Origin of the sequence: Halomicrobium katesii DSM 19301 (assembly GCF_000379085.1) — an archaeon.
GTDB lineage: Archaea > Halobacteriota > Halobacteria > Halobacteriales > Haloarculaceae > Halomicrobium > Halomicrobium katesii.
The window spans coordinates 2,191,902-2,206,457 of sequence record NZ_KB905378.1 but is presented as its reverse complement, the minus strand read 5'-3'; the positions used below and the strand labels follow the sequence as shown (position 1 = coordinate 2,206,457).

The window sequence follows — 14,556 nt, the reverse complement described above, 5'->3', positions numbered from 1 at the left end:
AAAGGCCGGCGTCGCTCACCGACGCCGGGCGGCGACGTTCTCCTCTGCCGTCTCCTCGCTAACGAGTTCGTACAGCAGCGCCCGCGAGCCGTCCGTTGTCGGCCGCAGGATCCGTCCGAGGCGCTGTGTGAACTCCCGCTCGCTGCCGCTGCCAGAGAGGACGACGGCGACGTTCGCGTCGGGCACGTCGATCCCCTCGTCGAGGACGTTGGCGGTGACGATGCGAGAGTACGTGCCGTCGCGGAACCGTTCGAGGATTTCGCGGCGCTCGTCGGCTCCCGTCTCGTGGGTGATCGCCGGCAGCAGGAACCGCTCGGAGAGGCGGTAGACAAGATCCGTGTGGGCCGTGAAGACGATCACGCGGTCGTCGCGGTGGCGGTCGAGGATCGTCGCGAGCCGCTCTATCTTCCGGTCGGCGTTCATCATGACCTCGCGTGCGCGCTGTTTGGCCAGCAGGGCCTCGCGCGCCTCGGGATCGGTGCCGGACCGCTTGACCAGTTCTTGGTAGTCGCTGCCCGACCGCATCGTGATCGAGGACCGCTGGAGGTAGCTGGTAAACGTCTCCTGGTGGCGCTCGTAGGTCGCTCGCTCGGCCTCGGTCAGCGCGACTGCGATGCGCTTGATGTCGTAGTCCGCGAGGTGGTCGCCAGCGAGTTCGTCGACGGCGATCCGGTCGGCGAGGTCGCCGATCAGTTCCGCGACGGCCTCGTGGGCACCGTCCGGACGCTCGAAGGTCGCCGTGAGCCCGAGACGGGCCGTGGCGGCGAGCAGGCGGGCGATGTCGCGGTACCCCTCGCCGCCGAGGTGGTGTACCTCGTCGAAGACGACGAGTCCGAAGCGGTCGCCGAGTTCGTCGGCCCGGAGGTACGCCGAGTCGTAGGTGGCGACGGTCACGTCGGCGACGCGCTGCTCGCCCCCGCCCATGCGGCCGATCTCGCAGTCGAACTCTCGTTCGAGCTCCGACTGCCACTGATCGAGGAGGTCGATCGTGGGCACGACGACCAGCGTCGGCGTCTCCAGTGCCTCCATCGCCGCGATCCCGACGACGGTCTTGCCGCTGCCCGTCGGCAGTTCGAGCACGCCGCGGTCGCCGCTGTCTCGCCAGGCGTCGAGTGCCGCCTGCTGGTAGTCCCGGAGTTCGTACGTCGATTCGAGCGCCAGCGTCGGCAGATCGAGCACGTCGTCCTCGTAGGCGACGCCGCGCTCGTCGAGGGCCGCCCGAACGGCGGCGTAGCGGTAGGCCGGTGCCCGTCCGGTCTCGCTGCGAGCGTCGTACTCGACGCCGGGGAGGTCGGCGGGCAGTCCCTCCGAGAGGCGGATCGTCCCCTCCTCGAACGACAGTCGTGCCATCGTCGCCCGGTTGGGCGGTCCGGGGCAAAACGCTGTCGACGGATCGACGCCGATCAGATGATCCGTCTGAAAAATGCCTGTATTTTGGTTATTAAATATTATTGATTATTCTCGCCGGATCGGCGTACCGTCGAGTGAATCCGCCATTACCCGCAGCCAATTATTTTGGCGGTGAAGTTCGCGATAGTCGACATATTCTGTTACTTCTATTGGCCTGAAACTCCACCAGTCGTAAAATAATGCCCAGAATCGAACAACAGTATCAGATACAGGCGTTCGAACGGCCAACCGATCAACTTAGCCTAATTATAAATTATCTATTACGTCTCTATATGATTTCCGAGAGTAAACTTAGGGCTAATGATAAGTATGTGGTGTCTGATTTACAGGACGCCATGACACATGGTACACAGACCTGGCGACGCAGAGGGGTATTGAAATCTATCGGCGCACTCGGGGCACTCGCCGGTGTCGGCGTGACGGGCGCGACTCCCGGTCGGAGCCCCGGGCCGAAGCCGGACGAACTGATCGTCGGCGCGAAGCGGGGCGTGAGCACTGCCGATGTCGAGTCGGAAGTCTCGGCCGCGACGACGGCGAACACGTCGGTGGTCCACCGAAACGAGGCGCTTGGCTATCTCGCTGTCAAGCTTCCGGAGGTGAGCACACAGTCCGAACGCGAGTCGGTCCGACAGCAGTTCGAGAGTCAGCCGAACGTAGCCTACGTGGAAGACAACGTCACCTACGAAACCCAGCTGACGCCCAACGATCCGCAGTTCGGTGACCAGTACGCGCCCCAGCAGGTCAACGCCGAGGCGGCCTGGGACACGACGCTTGGCAGTACGGACGTGACCGTCGCCATCGTCGACACCGGCGCACAATACGAACACCCGGACCTGACGAACCTGTTCGGGAGCGATCCCGGCCGGGACTTCGTCGACGGCGACGGCGACCCCGCCCCGGGATCCGCCGGTGAATCCCACGGGACCCACGTCAGCGGGTGTGCGTCGGCAGACACCGACAACGGCGTCGGCGTCGCGGGCGTGAGCGACTCGCGACTGTTGAGCGCCCGAGCACTCGGTGGCGGCGGCGGCGGCGCGCTGTCGGACATCGCCGACGCGGTTCGATGGGCGACCGACCAGGGTGTGGACATCATCAACATGTCGCTGGGCGGGGGCGGCTACACCCAGACGATGAAGCGAGCGGTGGAGTACGCTTACGACCAGAACGACGTGCTGGTTGTCTGTGCGGCGGGCAACGACGGCGGTTCCGTCTCGTATCCCGCGGCCTACGACGAGTGTGTCGCCGTCTCGGCGCTGGACCCGAACGAAGAACTCGCGAACTTCTCGAACCGCGGGCCAGAGATAGAGGTTGCCGCACCGGGAGTCAACGTCCTCTCGACGGTTCCCTACGACGGGTACGACTCCTTCTCCGGAACCTCGATGGCCTCTCCCGTTGCTGCGGGGGTCGCGGCACTGGGGAAGGCCGCCGAGCCGGGCCTGTCGGCGAGTCAGCTTCGCGAACGACTCAAGTCGACGGCCGACGGCGTCGGACTCCCCGGCGACCAGCAGGGCTCGGGCCGGGTCGATGCCGCCGACATCGTCCGTGCCAGCGGCGACCCGCCGGACAACGAGACGCCGTCGGCCGCCGCCGCCGCCGATCCGACGGATCCCAGCGTCGGCGAGAGCGTGACCTTCGACGGGAGCGCCTCGTCCGACCCCGACGGTACGATCGAGAGCTACCAGTGGGACTTCGGGGACGGGAACACCGGATCGGGCGTGACCGTGGAACACAGTTACGACGCTGCCGGCGAGTACCAGGCGACCCTGACCGTGACCGACGACAGCGGTGCCTCGACGACCGACGGCGTCGTCGTGAACGTCGCAAGCGGCGGCGGGGACTGCAGTCAGAGCGCCTCGGGGAGTGCCGACGGCCGGCTCACCGGCTGGCGGGACAGCGACAGTTACACCTGGACGAGTCAGTTCTCGTCGACCTGTGAACTGACTGTCGACCTCTCGGGAGCGTCGGGGACGGACTTCGATCTCTACGTCACCGCGGACGGCCGGACGCCGACGACCAACGACTACGACGCACGGTCGGTGTCGAGCGACAGCGAGGAGTCGGTGACGCTGTCGGAGATCGGTGACTCGGTCGGTATCCTCGTCGACTCCTATCGGGGCAGCGGCTCCTACACGGTCAGTGTCGAGGAGACCGGCTCGGGCACTCAGGCGACCGCCAGTTCGGAGGGACTGTAACGCGAGTCGGGCGGTGTCGACCGACGCGTCACCGCGGTCCCGACGAGCGAGTACGACCGGATTCTGTAATTCTTTTACCCGCGCGACCCCCTGCTACAGGTATGACCGAGCAGGACGCGGCAGAGACCGAGGCGTCGTCCGGCGAAGCCGACGAGGACGGGACCGAACGAGAGGACGCCGACGCGTCGGGCGAGTCCGCATCCGAGGAGCGTGTCGACGAGGACGCCGACGAGGAACTGATCGAACGGGTCGCCGAGTCGGAGCCCGAAGAGATCGCCAACGAGCTGGCGGCGCTGCGAACGCGCGTCGACGGCCTCGAAGGGGCGGTCGACGAGCGCGACGAGGAGATCGACGAGCTGGAGTCGAAGCTCAAGCGCAAGCAAGCCGAGTTCCAGAACTACAAAAAACGGATGAAAAAGCGCCGCGAGGAGGAGAAACAGCGCGCCACGGAAGACCTCGTCTCGAAACTGCTCGACGTGCGCGACAACCTCCAGCGTGCGCTCGAACAGGACGAAGACGTGGACATCCGCGACGGCGTCGAATCGACGCTCCGGCAGTTCGACGACGTGCTCGACGCCGAGAACGTCGACGTGATCGAGCCCGAGCCCGGTGCCGACGTGGACCCCGAGTATCACCAGGTACTGGCCCGCGTCGACTCCGACCAGCCCGAGGGGACCATCGACGAGGTCCACCGGGCGGGCTACGTGATGGCCGAGAAGGTGCTCCGGGAGGCACAGGTCACCGTCAGCGAGGGCGAGTAGACACTCGATCTGACACCTGGCGAGTCCGGCGTAGAACCACTCTGAGCGGTAGTATTGTGGTTGGGTTTATATCCACCGGTCGAATAGTCACCACTGGTCGAAAACGGTACGCATGGGGTTCCTCCCCGTGGTTCCTCGCTATCGAATCTAGCAACTTTTAACCGGCGCAATCGGGTATAGGTGAGTAAGATGGCGAGCAACAAGATTCTCGGAATCGACCTCGGGACCACGAACAGCGCGTTCGCGGTCATGGAAGGGGGCGACCCCGAGATCATCGTGAACAGCGAAGGCGAGCGAACGACACCGTCGGTCGTCGCGTTCGACGACGGCGAGCGCCTCGTCGGCAAGCCGGCCAAGAACCAGGCCGTCAAGAACCCCGACGAGACGATCCAGTCGATCAAGCGCCACATGGGCGAGGACGACTACTCGGTCGAACTCGACGGCGAGGAGTACACCCCCGAGCAGGTCTCGGCGATGATCCTCCAGAAGATCAAACGGGACGCCGAGGAGTATCTCGGCGACGAGATCGAGAAGGCCGTCATCACCGTCCCCGCGTACTTCAACGACCGCCAGCGCCAGGCGACCAAGGACGCCGGGGAGGTCGCGGGCTTCGATGTCGAGCGCATCGTCAACGAGCCGACCGCCGCGGCGATGGCCTACGGGCTCGACGACGACTCCGACCAGACCGTCCTCGTGTACGACCTCGGCGGCGGGACCTTCGACGTCTCGATTCTCGACCTCGGCGGCGGGGTCTACGAGGTCGTCGCCACGAACGGTGACAACGATCTCGGTGGCGACGACTGGGACCACGCGATCATCGACTACCTCGCCGACCAGTTCGAAGACGAGCACGGCATCGACCTGCGCGACGACCGTCAGGCCCTCCAGCGCCTGACCGAGGCCGCTGAGGAAGCGAAGATCGAACTCTCCTCGCGAAAGGAGACCCGCGTCAACCTCCCCTTCATCGCGACGACCGACGACGGTCCACTGGACCTCGAAGAGAAGATCACGCGCGCGACCTTCGAGTCCCTGACCGAGGACCTCATCGAGCGCACCGTCGGCCCGACGGAGCAGGCCCTCGCAGACGCCGACTACGACGAGAGTGACATCGACGAGGTCATCCTCGTCGGCGGCTCGACCCGGATGCCACAGGTCCAGGACAAGGTCGAGGAGATGACCGGCCAGGAGCCCAAGAAGAACGTCAACCCCGACGAGGCCGTCGCGCTCGGCGCGGCGATTCAGGGCGGCGTCCTCGCGGGCGACGTTGACGACATCGTCCTGCTGGACGTGACGCCCCTCTCGCTGGGTGTCGAAGTCAAGGGCGGTCTCTTCGAGCGGCTCATCGAGAAGAACACCACGATTCCGACCGAGGAGTCGAAGATCTTCACCACCGCGGCGGCCAACCAGACCCAGGTCCAGATCCGCGTGTTCCAGGGCGAACGCGAGATCGCCAACGAGAACGAGCTGCTGGGCGAGTTCGCGCTGACGGGTATCCCGCCGGCCCCCGCCGGAACGCCCCAGATCGAGGTCTCGTTCAACATCGACGAGAACGGGATCGTCAACGTCTCTGCCGAGGACAAGGGCTCGGGCAACAAGGAGGACATCACCATCGAGGGCGGTGCCGGCCTCTCGGACGAACAGATCGAGGAGATGCAGCAGGAAGCCGAAGAGCACGCAGAAGAGGACGAGGAACGCCGGAAGACGATCGAGGCCCGCAACGAGGCCGAGTCGGCGATCCAGCGCGCCGAGAAACTCATCGAGGAGAACGAGGAAGAGGTCGACGACGACCTCGTCGCGGACATCGAGGCCGAGATCGAGAGCGTCCAGGCAGTGCTCGAAGACGAGGACGCCGACCGCGAGGAGTACGAGGACGCGACCGAGTCCCTGACCGAGCAGCTTCAGGAGATCGGCAAGCAGATGTATCAGGAGCAGGCGGCCGAAGGCGCTGCCGGCGCTGGCGGTGCTGCCGGTGCCGGCGGCATGGGCGGCATGGGCGGCACTGGTCCCGGCGGCGCGGCGGGCGCTGGCGGCGCTGCCGGCCAGGGCGAGGAGTACGTCGACGCCGACTTCGAAGACGTAGACGAAGACGACGAGGACTGAAAGGACGAGTCGTCTTCGTCTGCACGGAAGACGAGCGGAGCGAAGTCTTCCGGTGTTTCGAAAAGTGAGCGAAGCGAACTTTTCGAAGAGGACGACGACGGAGAGTCGTCCTCCTGAGCCCATCAGAAATCTCCGATTTCTGAGGACGTCGAGGAAAACGACGAAGACGAGTGAAACGAGTCTGAGGGGCTTTCCTCGGCTCGATAGACGAACGCAGTGAGTCTATCGGTGTTTCAGAAAGCGAGCGTAAGCGAGCTTTCTGAAGTGGACGAAGACGACGACGAATAGTCGCCGTCCTACGATCCGTCTTCGATCGCGCGTTCGTATCGCCGTGTAAACCGGAGGAGATCCCGAACCGGGTCCGGAAACTCACGCAGTCGAACGTCGCCGGTGGCGCTGTCGTACTCGATCAGCGTCGCGTCGGCGAGCTCTGGGAGGTGGACGTGGCGGAGTTCGATCGCGACGCGGTCGCGTTCGGTCGGGTCGACCGGGCCGTCGGCGGTCGAACGCTGAGCGGCGAGCAGCGTCGCCAGCGTCTCGACCGTCGTTCGGGGCTCGTCGAACAGGTAACACAGCGTCTGTCGCCTGACCGTCGACGCGAACGCGTCGAAGAGCCGGTCCGGATCCGGCAGGTCACCTGTTGTATCGGTCCCGCTGTCGAGGTGCCCGAGCGGCGGCGTCCCATCCCCAGCATTGTTATCTATTGACAACACCAGGAGACACGTTCACAGGGGTTGATTATTTAGATACCGGTTGTGTATCTAAGATGTCACTGCGATTGGGGTCGTCCGGCGCGTCACCCCGAAGAGACAACCACAACACCCATTGTTCTCAGTTCGCAACGCTCCGATATGACCGAGCTACCACCGGTCGGTATCGGAACGTGGGAGAACACGGACCCCGAGGCGTGCGCGAACGCCGTCCAGACGGCCCTGGAGATGGGGTACCGCCACGTCGACACCGCCGACATCTACGGTAACGAGCAACACGTCGGCGAGGGAATCGAGCGTGCGGACGTGGATCGCGAGTCGTTCGTCCTCGCCTCGAAGGCTCACACGAAGGCGACGGGGCTGACCTACGACGGCGTGATCGAGACGGCCGAGCAGAGTCTCGATCGCCTCGGCGTCGACGCACTCGACCTCTTCTACGTCCACTGGCCGATGGGCGATTACGACGCCGAAGAGACGCTCCCCGCTTTCGACGAATTGGTCGCAGACGGGCTGATCCGAGAGGTCGGCGTCTCGAATTTTTCGCCCGAACTGGTCGAGGAGGCGATGGAGATACTCGATGCGCCGCTGTTCGCGAACCAGGTCGAGATGCACCCGCTGCTCCAGCAAGAGGCGCTCGTCGCCCACGCACAGGCACACGACTACTACCTCGTCGCGTACTCGCCGCTGGCACGGGGCGACGTGTTCGACGTCCCCGAAGTCAGCGAGGTCGCCGACAAACACGGCGTCAGCGAGGCCCAGGTCAGTCTCGCCTGGCTGCGCTCGAAGGACAACGTCGTCGCGATCCCGAAGGCGACCAGTCCCGCCCACATCGAGGACAACTACGCGAGCCTCGACCTCGCACTGGACGACGAGGACCTCGCGGCGATCGACGGAATCGAACGCGAGGACCGTCATCTCGACTTCGACGCAGCACCCTGGAACTAAGTGCCGGAAAACGCAGTAACAGTCCGTCTCGATCAGTTTGCGTCGATCAGTTCGCGCCGACCTCGTAGGAGTCGAGCGTCACCGTCTGCGCTCCGGCCCCACCAAGCGGCCGGCCGGTCCAGCGCACCTCGACGGTCACACCGGCGGTCAGGGGGAAGCCGACCGTTCGATCGGCGTCGAAGTAGTCACCGTCACCGTCGGCGTCGACCGTCGGATCGTCGAGCGAGAGCGCCCCGCCGGGACCGAGTTTCTCACCGCCGTCCTCGGACCAGTTCACCGTCGCCACGTTCGTCCCCGTCTCGCCGGTCACGACGAGCGCGAGCCGTGCCGTCGAGACGGTGTCGCCACCGGCGTGGGTGATCGTCACGGTGTGCGTGTCGGCGTCGTAGGAGCCGTCGAAAGAGGCCGTCGGCGGGTCGACGATCCCGGCACCGGACGCACCGACGGCGAGCACGACGACGGCGACGGCGACGCCGGCCGCGAGCCAGACGGCCACGCGCTCGACGCCGAACGCCGCCCGGACGTAGTCGCTCACTTCCATCGCTTCGAGGGTCACGAGGGAGCGTCTTGAATCGGTCGATACCCGGTCGAAGCCGTCGAACCGTCATCGCGCACTCGTCCCCGACCCGTTCTTTTCAAGTACCTCAATCGTCTACGGGTGGACAACGAATGAGCGAGGACTTCTACGAAGTACTCGGGGTCTCCCGGGACGCCAGCGAAGACGAGATCAAAGACGCGTACCGGAAGAAAGCACAGGAGTACCACCCCGACGTCTCCGACGACCCGAACGCCGAGGAGAAGTTCAAGAAGATACAGAAGGCAAAGGAGGTCCTCACCGACGAGGAGAAACGCCAGATGTACGACCAGGTCGGCCACGAGCGGTTCGAGCAGGCCGAGAAACACGGCGGCGTCGGCGGTGGCGGTGCCGGCGGTGCCGGTGGCAGCGGCCCGTTCGGCGGTGCCGGGGGCGGCGGTCCCTTCGGTGGCGGCGGTGGCGGGATGGGCGACATCTTCGACCAGTTCTTCGGCGGCGGCCGCTCCAGCAGCGGGCCCCAGCAGGGACAGGACCTCAAGACCTCCGTCACGATCGATCTCGAAGCGGCCTACAGCGGCGTCGAGGAAGACCTCACCGTCCGCCGGCCCGAGACCTGTGCAGACTGTAACGGACGGGGCCACCCGCCCGACAGCGACTCCCGGACCTGCCCGCAGTGTAACGGCCAGGGACAGCAGACGACCGTCCAGCAGACGCCGATGGGACGCGTCCAGCAGACCCAGACCTGCCGGCGCTGTGAGGGCGACGGGACGCTGTACGACGAGACCTGCTCGACCTGTCGCGGCGACGGGACGGTCCGCAACCAGGCGACGCTGACCATCGAGGTCCCGGCCGGCATCCAGGACGGCCAGACTCTCCGGATGAACGGCGAGGGCGCGCCCGGCGACCGAGGCGCGCGCAACGGCGATCTCCTGATCGAGGTGTCGGTCCGTGACCACCCCGAGTTCGACCGCGACGGCGCGGATCTGCACTACCACCTCCCGATCTCCTTCCCGCAGGCCGTCTTCGGCGACACCGCCGATGTCGAGACGTTCGACGGCACCGTCGAGTTCGACGTGCCGGCGGGCACCCAGAGCGGCGAAGTGTTCCGCCTTTCGGGCAAGGGGATGCCCCGACTCCGGCGGCGCGGGGAGGGCGACCTCTACGTCGAGGTCCAGGTCGTGACGCCCGACGAGCTGACCGACGAACAGCGCGACGCGCTCAAGCAGTTCGCCGAGGCCGGCGGCGAGGAGGTCTCGGTCGACGAGGGGTTCTTCGAGAAGCTGAAGAACTCGCTGTAGCCGGATCCGCCGTCTTTTCTTACCCCGTCCCTAACTGCCGGCCATGCAGACACTCGGGGACCTCGTCGCCGACGCACGCGACAGCGACGGTTCGCTGTTCGCGTCGAGCGAACGGGCCGCACCGTACAGCTACGCCGACTTCGCGATCAACGTCTGGAAGACGGGGAATCTCTTGCGCCACTACGGCGTCCGCGAGGGGGCTCGCGTGGCCGTCGTCGTCGGTCCGAAAGCGCCGACTGCGGACGACGAACCGGGCTGGCTCGGCGGGACACCGGACCCCGTCCTCGCCGTCCTCGCGGCGGCGGTCGACGGCGCGGTCGTCGATCTCGCACCGCCGACGGCCGTCGACGCGAAGGCGATGATCGCGCCCGACGACTGGGTCGCCCGCTACGAGCTGGCACCCGGCACGAAGGCGCTGGCCTACGGTGGACCGCCCGACGATCCGACCGTCGCACACCTCGAACGCGAGGCCTGGAGCGAGAACCCACTGGCACCGCCCGCGGCGCTCGATCCGGACGATCCCGTGCTGGCGGCCGACCGCACGTACACCCACGGCGAGTTGCTGGCCGGGGCCGACCGCGTCGTCGACGAGTACGATCTCACCGCAAGCGACGAGGTGACGATCGCAGCGCCCCTGACCGAGCCGGGGACGCTGATCGCCGGTGTGGTGGCTCCCATGCGAGTCGGCGCGGCGATCCTACTGGGCGAGGACCAGTCCGGTACCGTAGCTGTCGGGGACGGTGCCTCGACTGGAGCGCGCGTGATCGATCCGAAAAGCGTCTGCTGACTATAGTAGCAATTGAAAATCAATGCACACCCGATCGCACGACGGCAGTGCGATCGGTGTGTAAATCGTTTCAATTGTTACTATAGTGGCTGGCGCGGTACTCACCGTGCTTGACGCCGACGAACAGGACGAGTAGTCCGAACACGAGCAGTCCGCCGGTGATACCGAAGCTCAGCGTCTGGGGCATGGGACTGGTGATCGTCCCACCGGCGAGCACGCCGAAGAGGACGACGAACGCGGCTGCGGTGACCGTGGTGTTGAACTCCATGTGTGACGCTTAGCTGCTGCGGTCAAAAGCCTTGTCGAGACGGTGATTCCCGCGGGGGATCACGTCGGGCGCACGAGGTCGGCGAGGGTCACGAGGATGCCGAGCAGCCAGCCAAGCGGCACGGAGATCCCGAACCAGATGATGGCGTGGGCGGCCCCCTCCCGCTCGAAGTTGGCCCGGAGGAAGTCACCGGCACCGACCGGGTCCATCACGTTGAAGAGGAGCCAGCGTGCGAGGCTGTCACTCAGCGGGATCACGGCGTCGGCGACGGCCGGCGAGAACAGCGCCGCGACGACCGGCGGCAGGAAGATCGCCGTCACGCCGAACGGGTACGAGACGAAGACGGTCACCGCTCGTCCGCCAGCGCGTCGCGTGAGCACCGCCAGCGCGGCCGAGACGGTCGCAACGAGGCTGGCGGCGGCGACCGCGACGATCCCGCCGGTCGCGAGGTCGAGCTGGTACCGTACGAGCGCGATCAGGGACCCCCAGACGAGCACCGACAGCACGACGACGCCGACGACGCCGAGCCGCGTCGCGGTGCTGTCGACTCGTCGCGTCTGGAACCGGAGAAAGGCACCCAGCAAGACGAGCGGATAGGTCAGAGCGACGACCGGGAGACCGACGGCCGACCAGAGCCGGTAGAGGGCGAGTCCGAACTGGCTGTCGGGCGTCCACTTGCCCAGCACGCCCTCGTCCGTGGCCCGCTGGCGAGGATAGACCAGCGCCATCCAGGTCTCGTGAAGCCGTTTGATGTCGATCCGGATCCCCCCGACGATGCCCTGTTCGCTCCCGGCTGACATACCACCTCGTTTGGGTGGCCCCCATTTAACGGCTTGTGGCTGTGACCCGTCACCGCAACTGGACACCTCACCGACAGCCGGCGGTGGGGTGTGACTGCGGGCCTCCAGAGCGGCCGTCGATGGTCGGGGAGCCGTATCGAAGTATATACTACGGGGGACACCCAAGCGCCGCGTATGACAGAGGGTTCAGCCGACGTGTCACGCCGTGGCTTCATGCGGACGGCCGCGGGCGCGGCGACCGCCGCCGGGGCGGCCGGAACCGTGGCGGCCCAGGAAGAAGAGGGCGGCGACGGCGGCGGCGGCGGTGGCGGCACACCGGACTACGGCGGATGGTTCAGCAACACGAGCAACTTCGACGAGACCGCCGACGCGACGGGCCAGGACACCGTGACCGTCGAGGTCGGCACCCAGGCCAACGGCGGTGCGTTCGGTTTCGGACCGGCGGCCGTCCACGTGGACAACGGTGCGACTGTGGAGTTCGAGTGGACCGGCGAAGGCGGGCGACACAACGTCGTCTCCGACGGCGACGGTCCACTCGAATCGGGCGATGCCGTCGACACGACCGGCGTCCAGTACGAACACACCTTCGAGGAGGACGGCATCTACAAGTACTACTGTGTCCCCCACGAGAGCCTCGGCATGCTCGGGGCCGTCGTCGTCGGCTCCGACTACCCGACTGCCGACTCCGGCGGTGGCGGCGGTGGTGGCGGCGGTGGCGGTGGCAGTAGCGCAGCGCCGGCCGTCCCCGAGAGCATCAAGTCCCTCGGCGTCGCCGCGTCGGTCGTGATGACCGCGACGCTGGGACTGGCCTACGTGTTCATGAAGTACGGCGGCGACTACGACACGCCGGAGTAGCACACGTCGTCTTCGGTCGGGACCGCGCCGCTGTCGATCGGTTCACGTCGCTATCGCGAACGTCGTCCGTGATCGCCGGCCGACAGTATCAGACGGCGTCGGGACTGGTGTGAATCGTCAGCTCCACGTCGCGCCGACGCCCCTCCAGATCGGCGACGATCCGCTCGACCACTCGCTCTGCCTCTTCCTGGATCAGCGGCGTTACCTTCTCGATCACCCAGTCCATCGACACCAGCCGCGGGAGGTCGAGCGCGCTCGACGACGCCGACCCCGGATCGAAGTTCACCGTCAGTCGCACTTCGGTGGCGTGGTCCTCGCCCTCGGGTCGCTCCTCCGGGAGCGAGGTGATCCGCCAGCGACCGGTGGCGTCGAGGTCTTTCGTGATCTTCCAGTCGATCTGGTCCGGCGGATCGACGGCGACGACCTCGGATCTGGCGGTGTAGCTGAGCTTCCACCAGGCAAAGCGGAGCGCGTACTGCGTGCCCGGTGTCCCGTCGCCGCGTTGCTCTACGTCCGTGAGGTACTTCGAGTAGCGAGCGTAGCCGGGGAAGTCCATCAGGAACTCGTAGACTTCCGCTGGCGAGACGTACACGACGGTGCTGACGTCGACGGAGTCCACGGTGACACGTGTGACCGGGATCGGCATAGGTCTGGCCCTCTATCGCCGCTGTCGCCCGACATTATATACCACCCCGCGTGTAACTACCGGCAATGCTTTCGGGAGTGAACGTCGTCCTGGGGGTGACCGGCTCGATCGCGGCGGTCAAGACCGTCGAACTCGCCCACGAGCTTCGCCGACAGGGCGCGACCGTCCGGGCCGTCGTCACCGACAGCGCGTCGGGCATCGTCCACCCGTGGGCCGTCGAGTTCGCGACGGACGGCGAGGTGGTGACGGAGCTGACGGGGGCGGTCGAACACGTCGAACTGTGTGGCGTCGACGGGTGGGGCGACGTGTTGCTGATCGCGCCAGCGACCGCCAACACGGTCGGCAAGATCGCGGGTGCGATCGACGACTCGCCGGTGACGACGTGTGCGACGACGGCGCTGGGCGCGGCTCTCCCGGTCGTCGTCGCACCGGCCATGCACGAGCCGATGTACGACCACCCCGGCGTGCTCGACGCGATCGACCGCGTCGAGTCGTGGGGCGTCGACTTCGTGGCTCCCCGCCTCGAAGAGGGGAAAGCGAAGATCGCCAGCGAGGGCGCAATCGTCGCCGCGACGGCGCGTGCAGCCGGCGACCAGCCCCTCGCTGGCGAGCACGTCGTCGTCACGAGCGGCGCGACGACGGAGTCGATCGACCCGCTCAGGACGCTGTCGAACCGGGCGTCGGGGCGCACCGGTCGGGCGCTGGCTCGCGCTTGCTACGTCGCCGGAGCCGACGTGACGCTGGTCCACGACGGTCCGGACGTGCCCGTCGCGGAGGTCCGTCGCGTCGAGAGCGCCGCCGAGATGACGGCGGCGACCACGGAGGCCTGTGCGGACGCCGACGCGCTCCTCTCGGCGGCGGCGATCTCGGACTACACCGTCGAGCAACGCGACCGCAAGATCCAGTCCGGCGAGCCCTCGCTGACCCTGGCGCTGTCGCCGACGCCGAAGCTGGTCGACGCCGTTCGATCCGAGCGGCCGGACCTGCCGATCGTCGGCTTCAAAGCCGAGACCGACGTGGACGACGAGACGCTCGTCGAACGGGCCCGGGAGATTCGCGACCGCGTCGACATGGCGTTCGTCGTCGCCAACGACGCCGACGTGATGGGTGCTGAGCGCACGCGGGCGCTGCTGGTCGGCGACGACGTGGCGACCTACGAGGGCGACAAGCAGGGCCTCGGCCAGCGGGTCGTCGCGGAGCTGACGGCACATCTGTGAGCACCACACACAGCGTGTGCGTCCCACCGAAC

14 protein-coding genes are annotated in these 14,556 nt (G+C 66.6%); 8 read left to right on the top strand and 6 right to left on the bottom strand.

Features of this window, described 5'->3' with window-relative positions; translation table 11 throughout:
* Positions 1–15: 15 nt before the first annotated feature.
* The gene (locus HALKA_RS0111625; protein WP_018258153.1) at positions 16–1,350 is read right to left on the bottom strand and encodes a DEAD/DEAH box helicase; all 1,335 of its coding nucleotides are present in this window, start codon (positions 1,348–1,350) and stop codon (positions 16–18) included.
* Positions 1,351–1,784: 434 nt separating this feature from the next.
* On the opposite strand from HALKA_RS0111625, the gene HALKA_RS0111620 reads away from it, so the two are divergent.
* From HALKA_RS0111620 to dnaK, 3 genes are all read left to right on the top strand, one after another.
* Positions 1,785–3,602 carry a S8 family serine peptidase gene (locus tag HALKA_RS0111620; RefSeq protein WP_018258152.1) on the top strand — a complete coding sequence of 606 codons (1,818 nt, stop codon included), beginning with the start codon at positions 1,785–1,787 and terminating at the stop codon, positions 3,600–3,602.
* A gap of 101 nt (positions 3,603–3,703) precedes the next feature.
* Entirely contained in the window at positions 3,704–4,363 is a 660-nt protein-coding gene (grpE, locus tag HALKA_RS0111615; protein WP_018258151.1) for a nucleotide exchange factor GrpE, read from the top strand.
* Between the two features lie 189 nt (positions 4,364–4,552).
* Positions 4,553–6,463 carry a molecular chaperone DnaK gene (dnaK, locus tag HALKA_RS0111610; protein ID WP_018258150.1) on the top strand — a complete coding sequence of 637 codons (1,911 nt, stop codon included), beginning with the start codon at positions 4,553–4,555 and terminating at the stop codon, positions 6,461–6,463.
* 296 nt (positions 6,464–6,759) lie between these two features.
* Here the strand turns inward: dnaK and HALKA_RS19960 are convergent, their stop codons facing one another.
* A complete protein-coding gene (locus tag HALKA_RS19960; RefSeq protein WP_018258149.1) occupies positions 6,760–7,176 on the bottom strand; it encodes a DUF7344 domain-containing protein in 417 nt (138 codons plus the stop codon).
* Positions 7,177–7,314: 138 nt separating this feature from the next.
* Between HALKA_RS19960 and HALKA_RS0111600 the strand changes: the two genes are divergently transcribed.
* Complete coding sequence (locus HALKA_RS0111600) at positions 7,315–8,118, top strand: aldo/keto reductase (protein ID WP_018258148.1); 804 nt, start codon at positions 7,315–7,317, stop codon at positions 8,116–8,118.
* A 46-nt stretch (positions 8,119–8,164) separates the two neighbouring features.
* On the opposite strand, the gene HALKA_RS0111595 is transcribed toward HALKA_RS0111600, so the two are convergent.
* Positions 8,165–8,659, bottom strand: a complete 495-nt coding sequence (locus HALKA_RS0111595) for a type IV pilin domain-containing protein (protein WP_018258147.1) — start codon at positions 8,657–8,659, stop codon at positions 8,165–8,167.
* Positions 8,660–8,787: 128 nt separating this feature from the next.
* Between HALKA_RS0111595 and dnaJ the strand changes: the two genes are divergently transcribed.
* Positions 8,788–9,951: a molecular chaperone DnaJ gene (gene dnaJ / locus HALKA_RS0111590; RefSeq protein ID WP_018258146.1), complete on the top strand. Its 1,164-nt coding sequence runs from the start codon at positions 8,788–8,790 to the stop codon at positions 9,949–9,951.
* A 43-nt stretch (positions 9,952–9,994) separates the two neighbouring features.
* Entirely contained in the window at positions 9,995–10,738 is a 744-nt protein-coding gene (locus tag HALKA_RS0111585) for an acyl-CoA synthetase family protein (protein WP_018258145.1), read from the top strand.
* A gap of 70 nt (positions 10,739–10,808) precedes the next feature.
* Here HALKA_RS0111585 and HALKA_RS0111580 read toward each other — a convergent pair whose 3' ends face one another.
* A complete protein-coding gene (locus tag HALKA_RS0111580; RefSeq protein ID WP_015763799.1) occupies positions 10,809–11,006 on the bottom strand; it encodes a DUF7333 family protein in 198 nt (65 codons plus the stop codon).
* Between the two features lie 59 nt (positions 11,007–11,065).
* Positions 11,066–11,806 (bottom strand): hypothetical protein, encoded by a 741-nt coding sequence (locus tag HALKA_RS0111575; RefSeq protein ID WP_018258144.1) that lies wholly within the window; start codon positions 11,804–11,806, stop codon positions 11,066–11,068.
* Between the two features lie 174 nt (positions 11,807–11,980).
* Here HALKA_RS0111575 and HALKA_RS0111570 point away from each other — a divergent pair, with 174 nt between their 5' ends.
* Positions 11,981–12,661: a halocyanin domain-containing protein gene (locus HALKA_RS0111570; RefSeq protein ID WP_018258143.1), complete on the top strand. Its 681-nt coding sequence runs from the start codon at positions 11,981–11,983 to the stop codon at positions 12,659–12,661.
* An 88-nt stretch (positions 12,662–12,749) separates the two neighbouring features.
* On the opposite strand, the gene HALKA_RS0111565 is transcribed toward HALKA_RS0111570, so the two are convergent.
* Positions 12,750–13,280 (bottom strand): type II toxin-antitoxin system RatA family toxin, encoded by a 531-nt coding sequence (locus HALKA_RS0111565; RefSeq protein ID WP_026190285.1) that lies wholly within the window; start codon positions 13,278–13,280, stop codon positions 12,750–12,752.
* A 92-nt stretch (positions 13,281–13,372) separates the two neighbouring features.
* Between HALKA_RS0111565 and coaBC the strand changes: the two genes are divergently transcribed.
* Positions 13,373–14,524, top strand: a complete 1,152-nt coding sequence (gene coaBC / locus HALKA_RS0111560) for a bifunctional phosphopantothenoylcysteine decarboxylase/phosphopantothenate--cysteine ligase CoaBC (protein WP_018258141.1) — start codon at positions 13,373–13,375, stop codon at positions 14,522–14,524.
* Positions 14,525–14,556 lie beyond the last annotated feature (32 nt).

Excerpts from the sequence above, each read along its gene's own strand:
- HALKA_RS0111625 (WP_018258153.1), bottom strand. The coding sequence starts at position 1,350 with ATGGCACGACTGTCGTTCGAGGAGGGGACGATCCGCCTCTCGGAGGGA.
- grpE (WP_018258151.1), top strand. The coding sequence starts at position 3,704 with ATGACCGAGCAGGACGCGGCAGAGACCGAGGCGTCGTCCGGCGAAGCC.
- HALKA_RS0111595 (WP_018258147.1), bottom strand. The coding sequence starts at position 8,659 with ATGGAAGTGAGCGACTACGTCCGGGCGGCGTTCGGCGTCGAGCGCGTG.
- HALKA_RS0111600 (WP_018258148.1), top strand. The coding sequence starts at position 7,315 with ATGACCGAGCTACCACCGGTCGGTATCGGAACGTGGGAGAACACGGAC.
- HALKA_RS0111585 (WP_018258145.1), top strand. The coding sequence starts at position 9,995 with ATGCAGACACTCGGGGACCTCGTCGCCGACGCACGCGACAGCGACGGT.
- HALKA_RS0111580 (WP_015763799.1), bottom strand. The coding sequence starts at position 11,006 with ATGGAGTTCAACACCACGGTCACCGCAGCCGCGTTCGTCGTCCTCTTC.
- dnaJ (WP_018258146.1), top strand. The coding sequence starts at position 8,788 with ATGAGCGAGGACTTCTACGAAGTACTCGGGGTCTCCCGGGACGCCAGC.
- HALKA_RS0111570 (WP_018258143.1), top strand. The coding sequence starts at position 11,981 with ATGACAGAGGGTTCAGCCGACGTGTCACGCCGTGGCTTCATGCGGACG.
- dnaK (WP_018258150.1), top strand. The coding sequence starts at position 4,553 with ATGGCGAGCAACAAGATTCTCGGAATCGACCTCGGGACCACGAACAGC.
- HALKA_RS0111575 (WP_018258144.1), bottom strand. The coding sequence starts at position 11,806 with ATGTCAGCCGGGAGCGAACAGGGCATCGTCGGGGGGATCCGGATCGAC.
- coaBC (WP_018258141.1), top strand. The coding sequence starts at position 13,373 with ATGCTTTCGGGAGTGAACGTCGTCCTGGGGGTGACCGGCTCGATCGCG.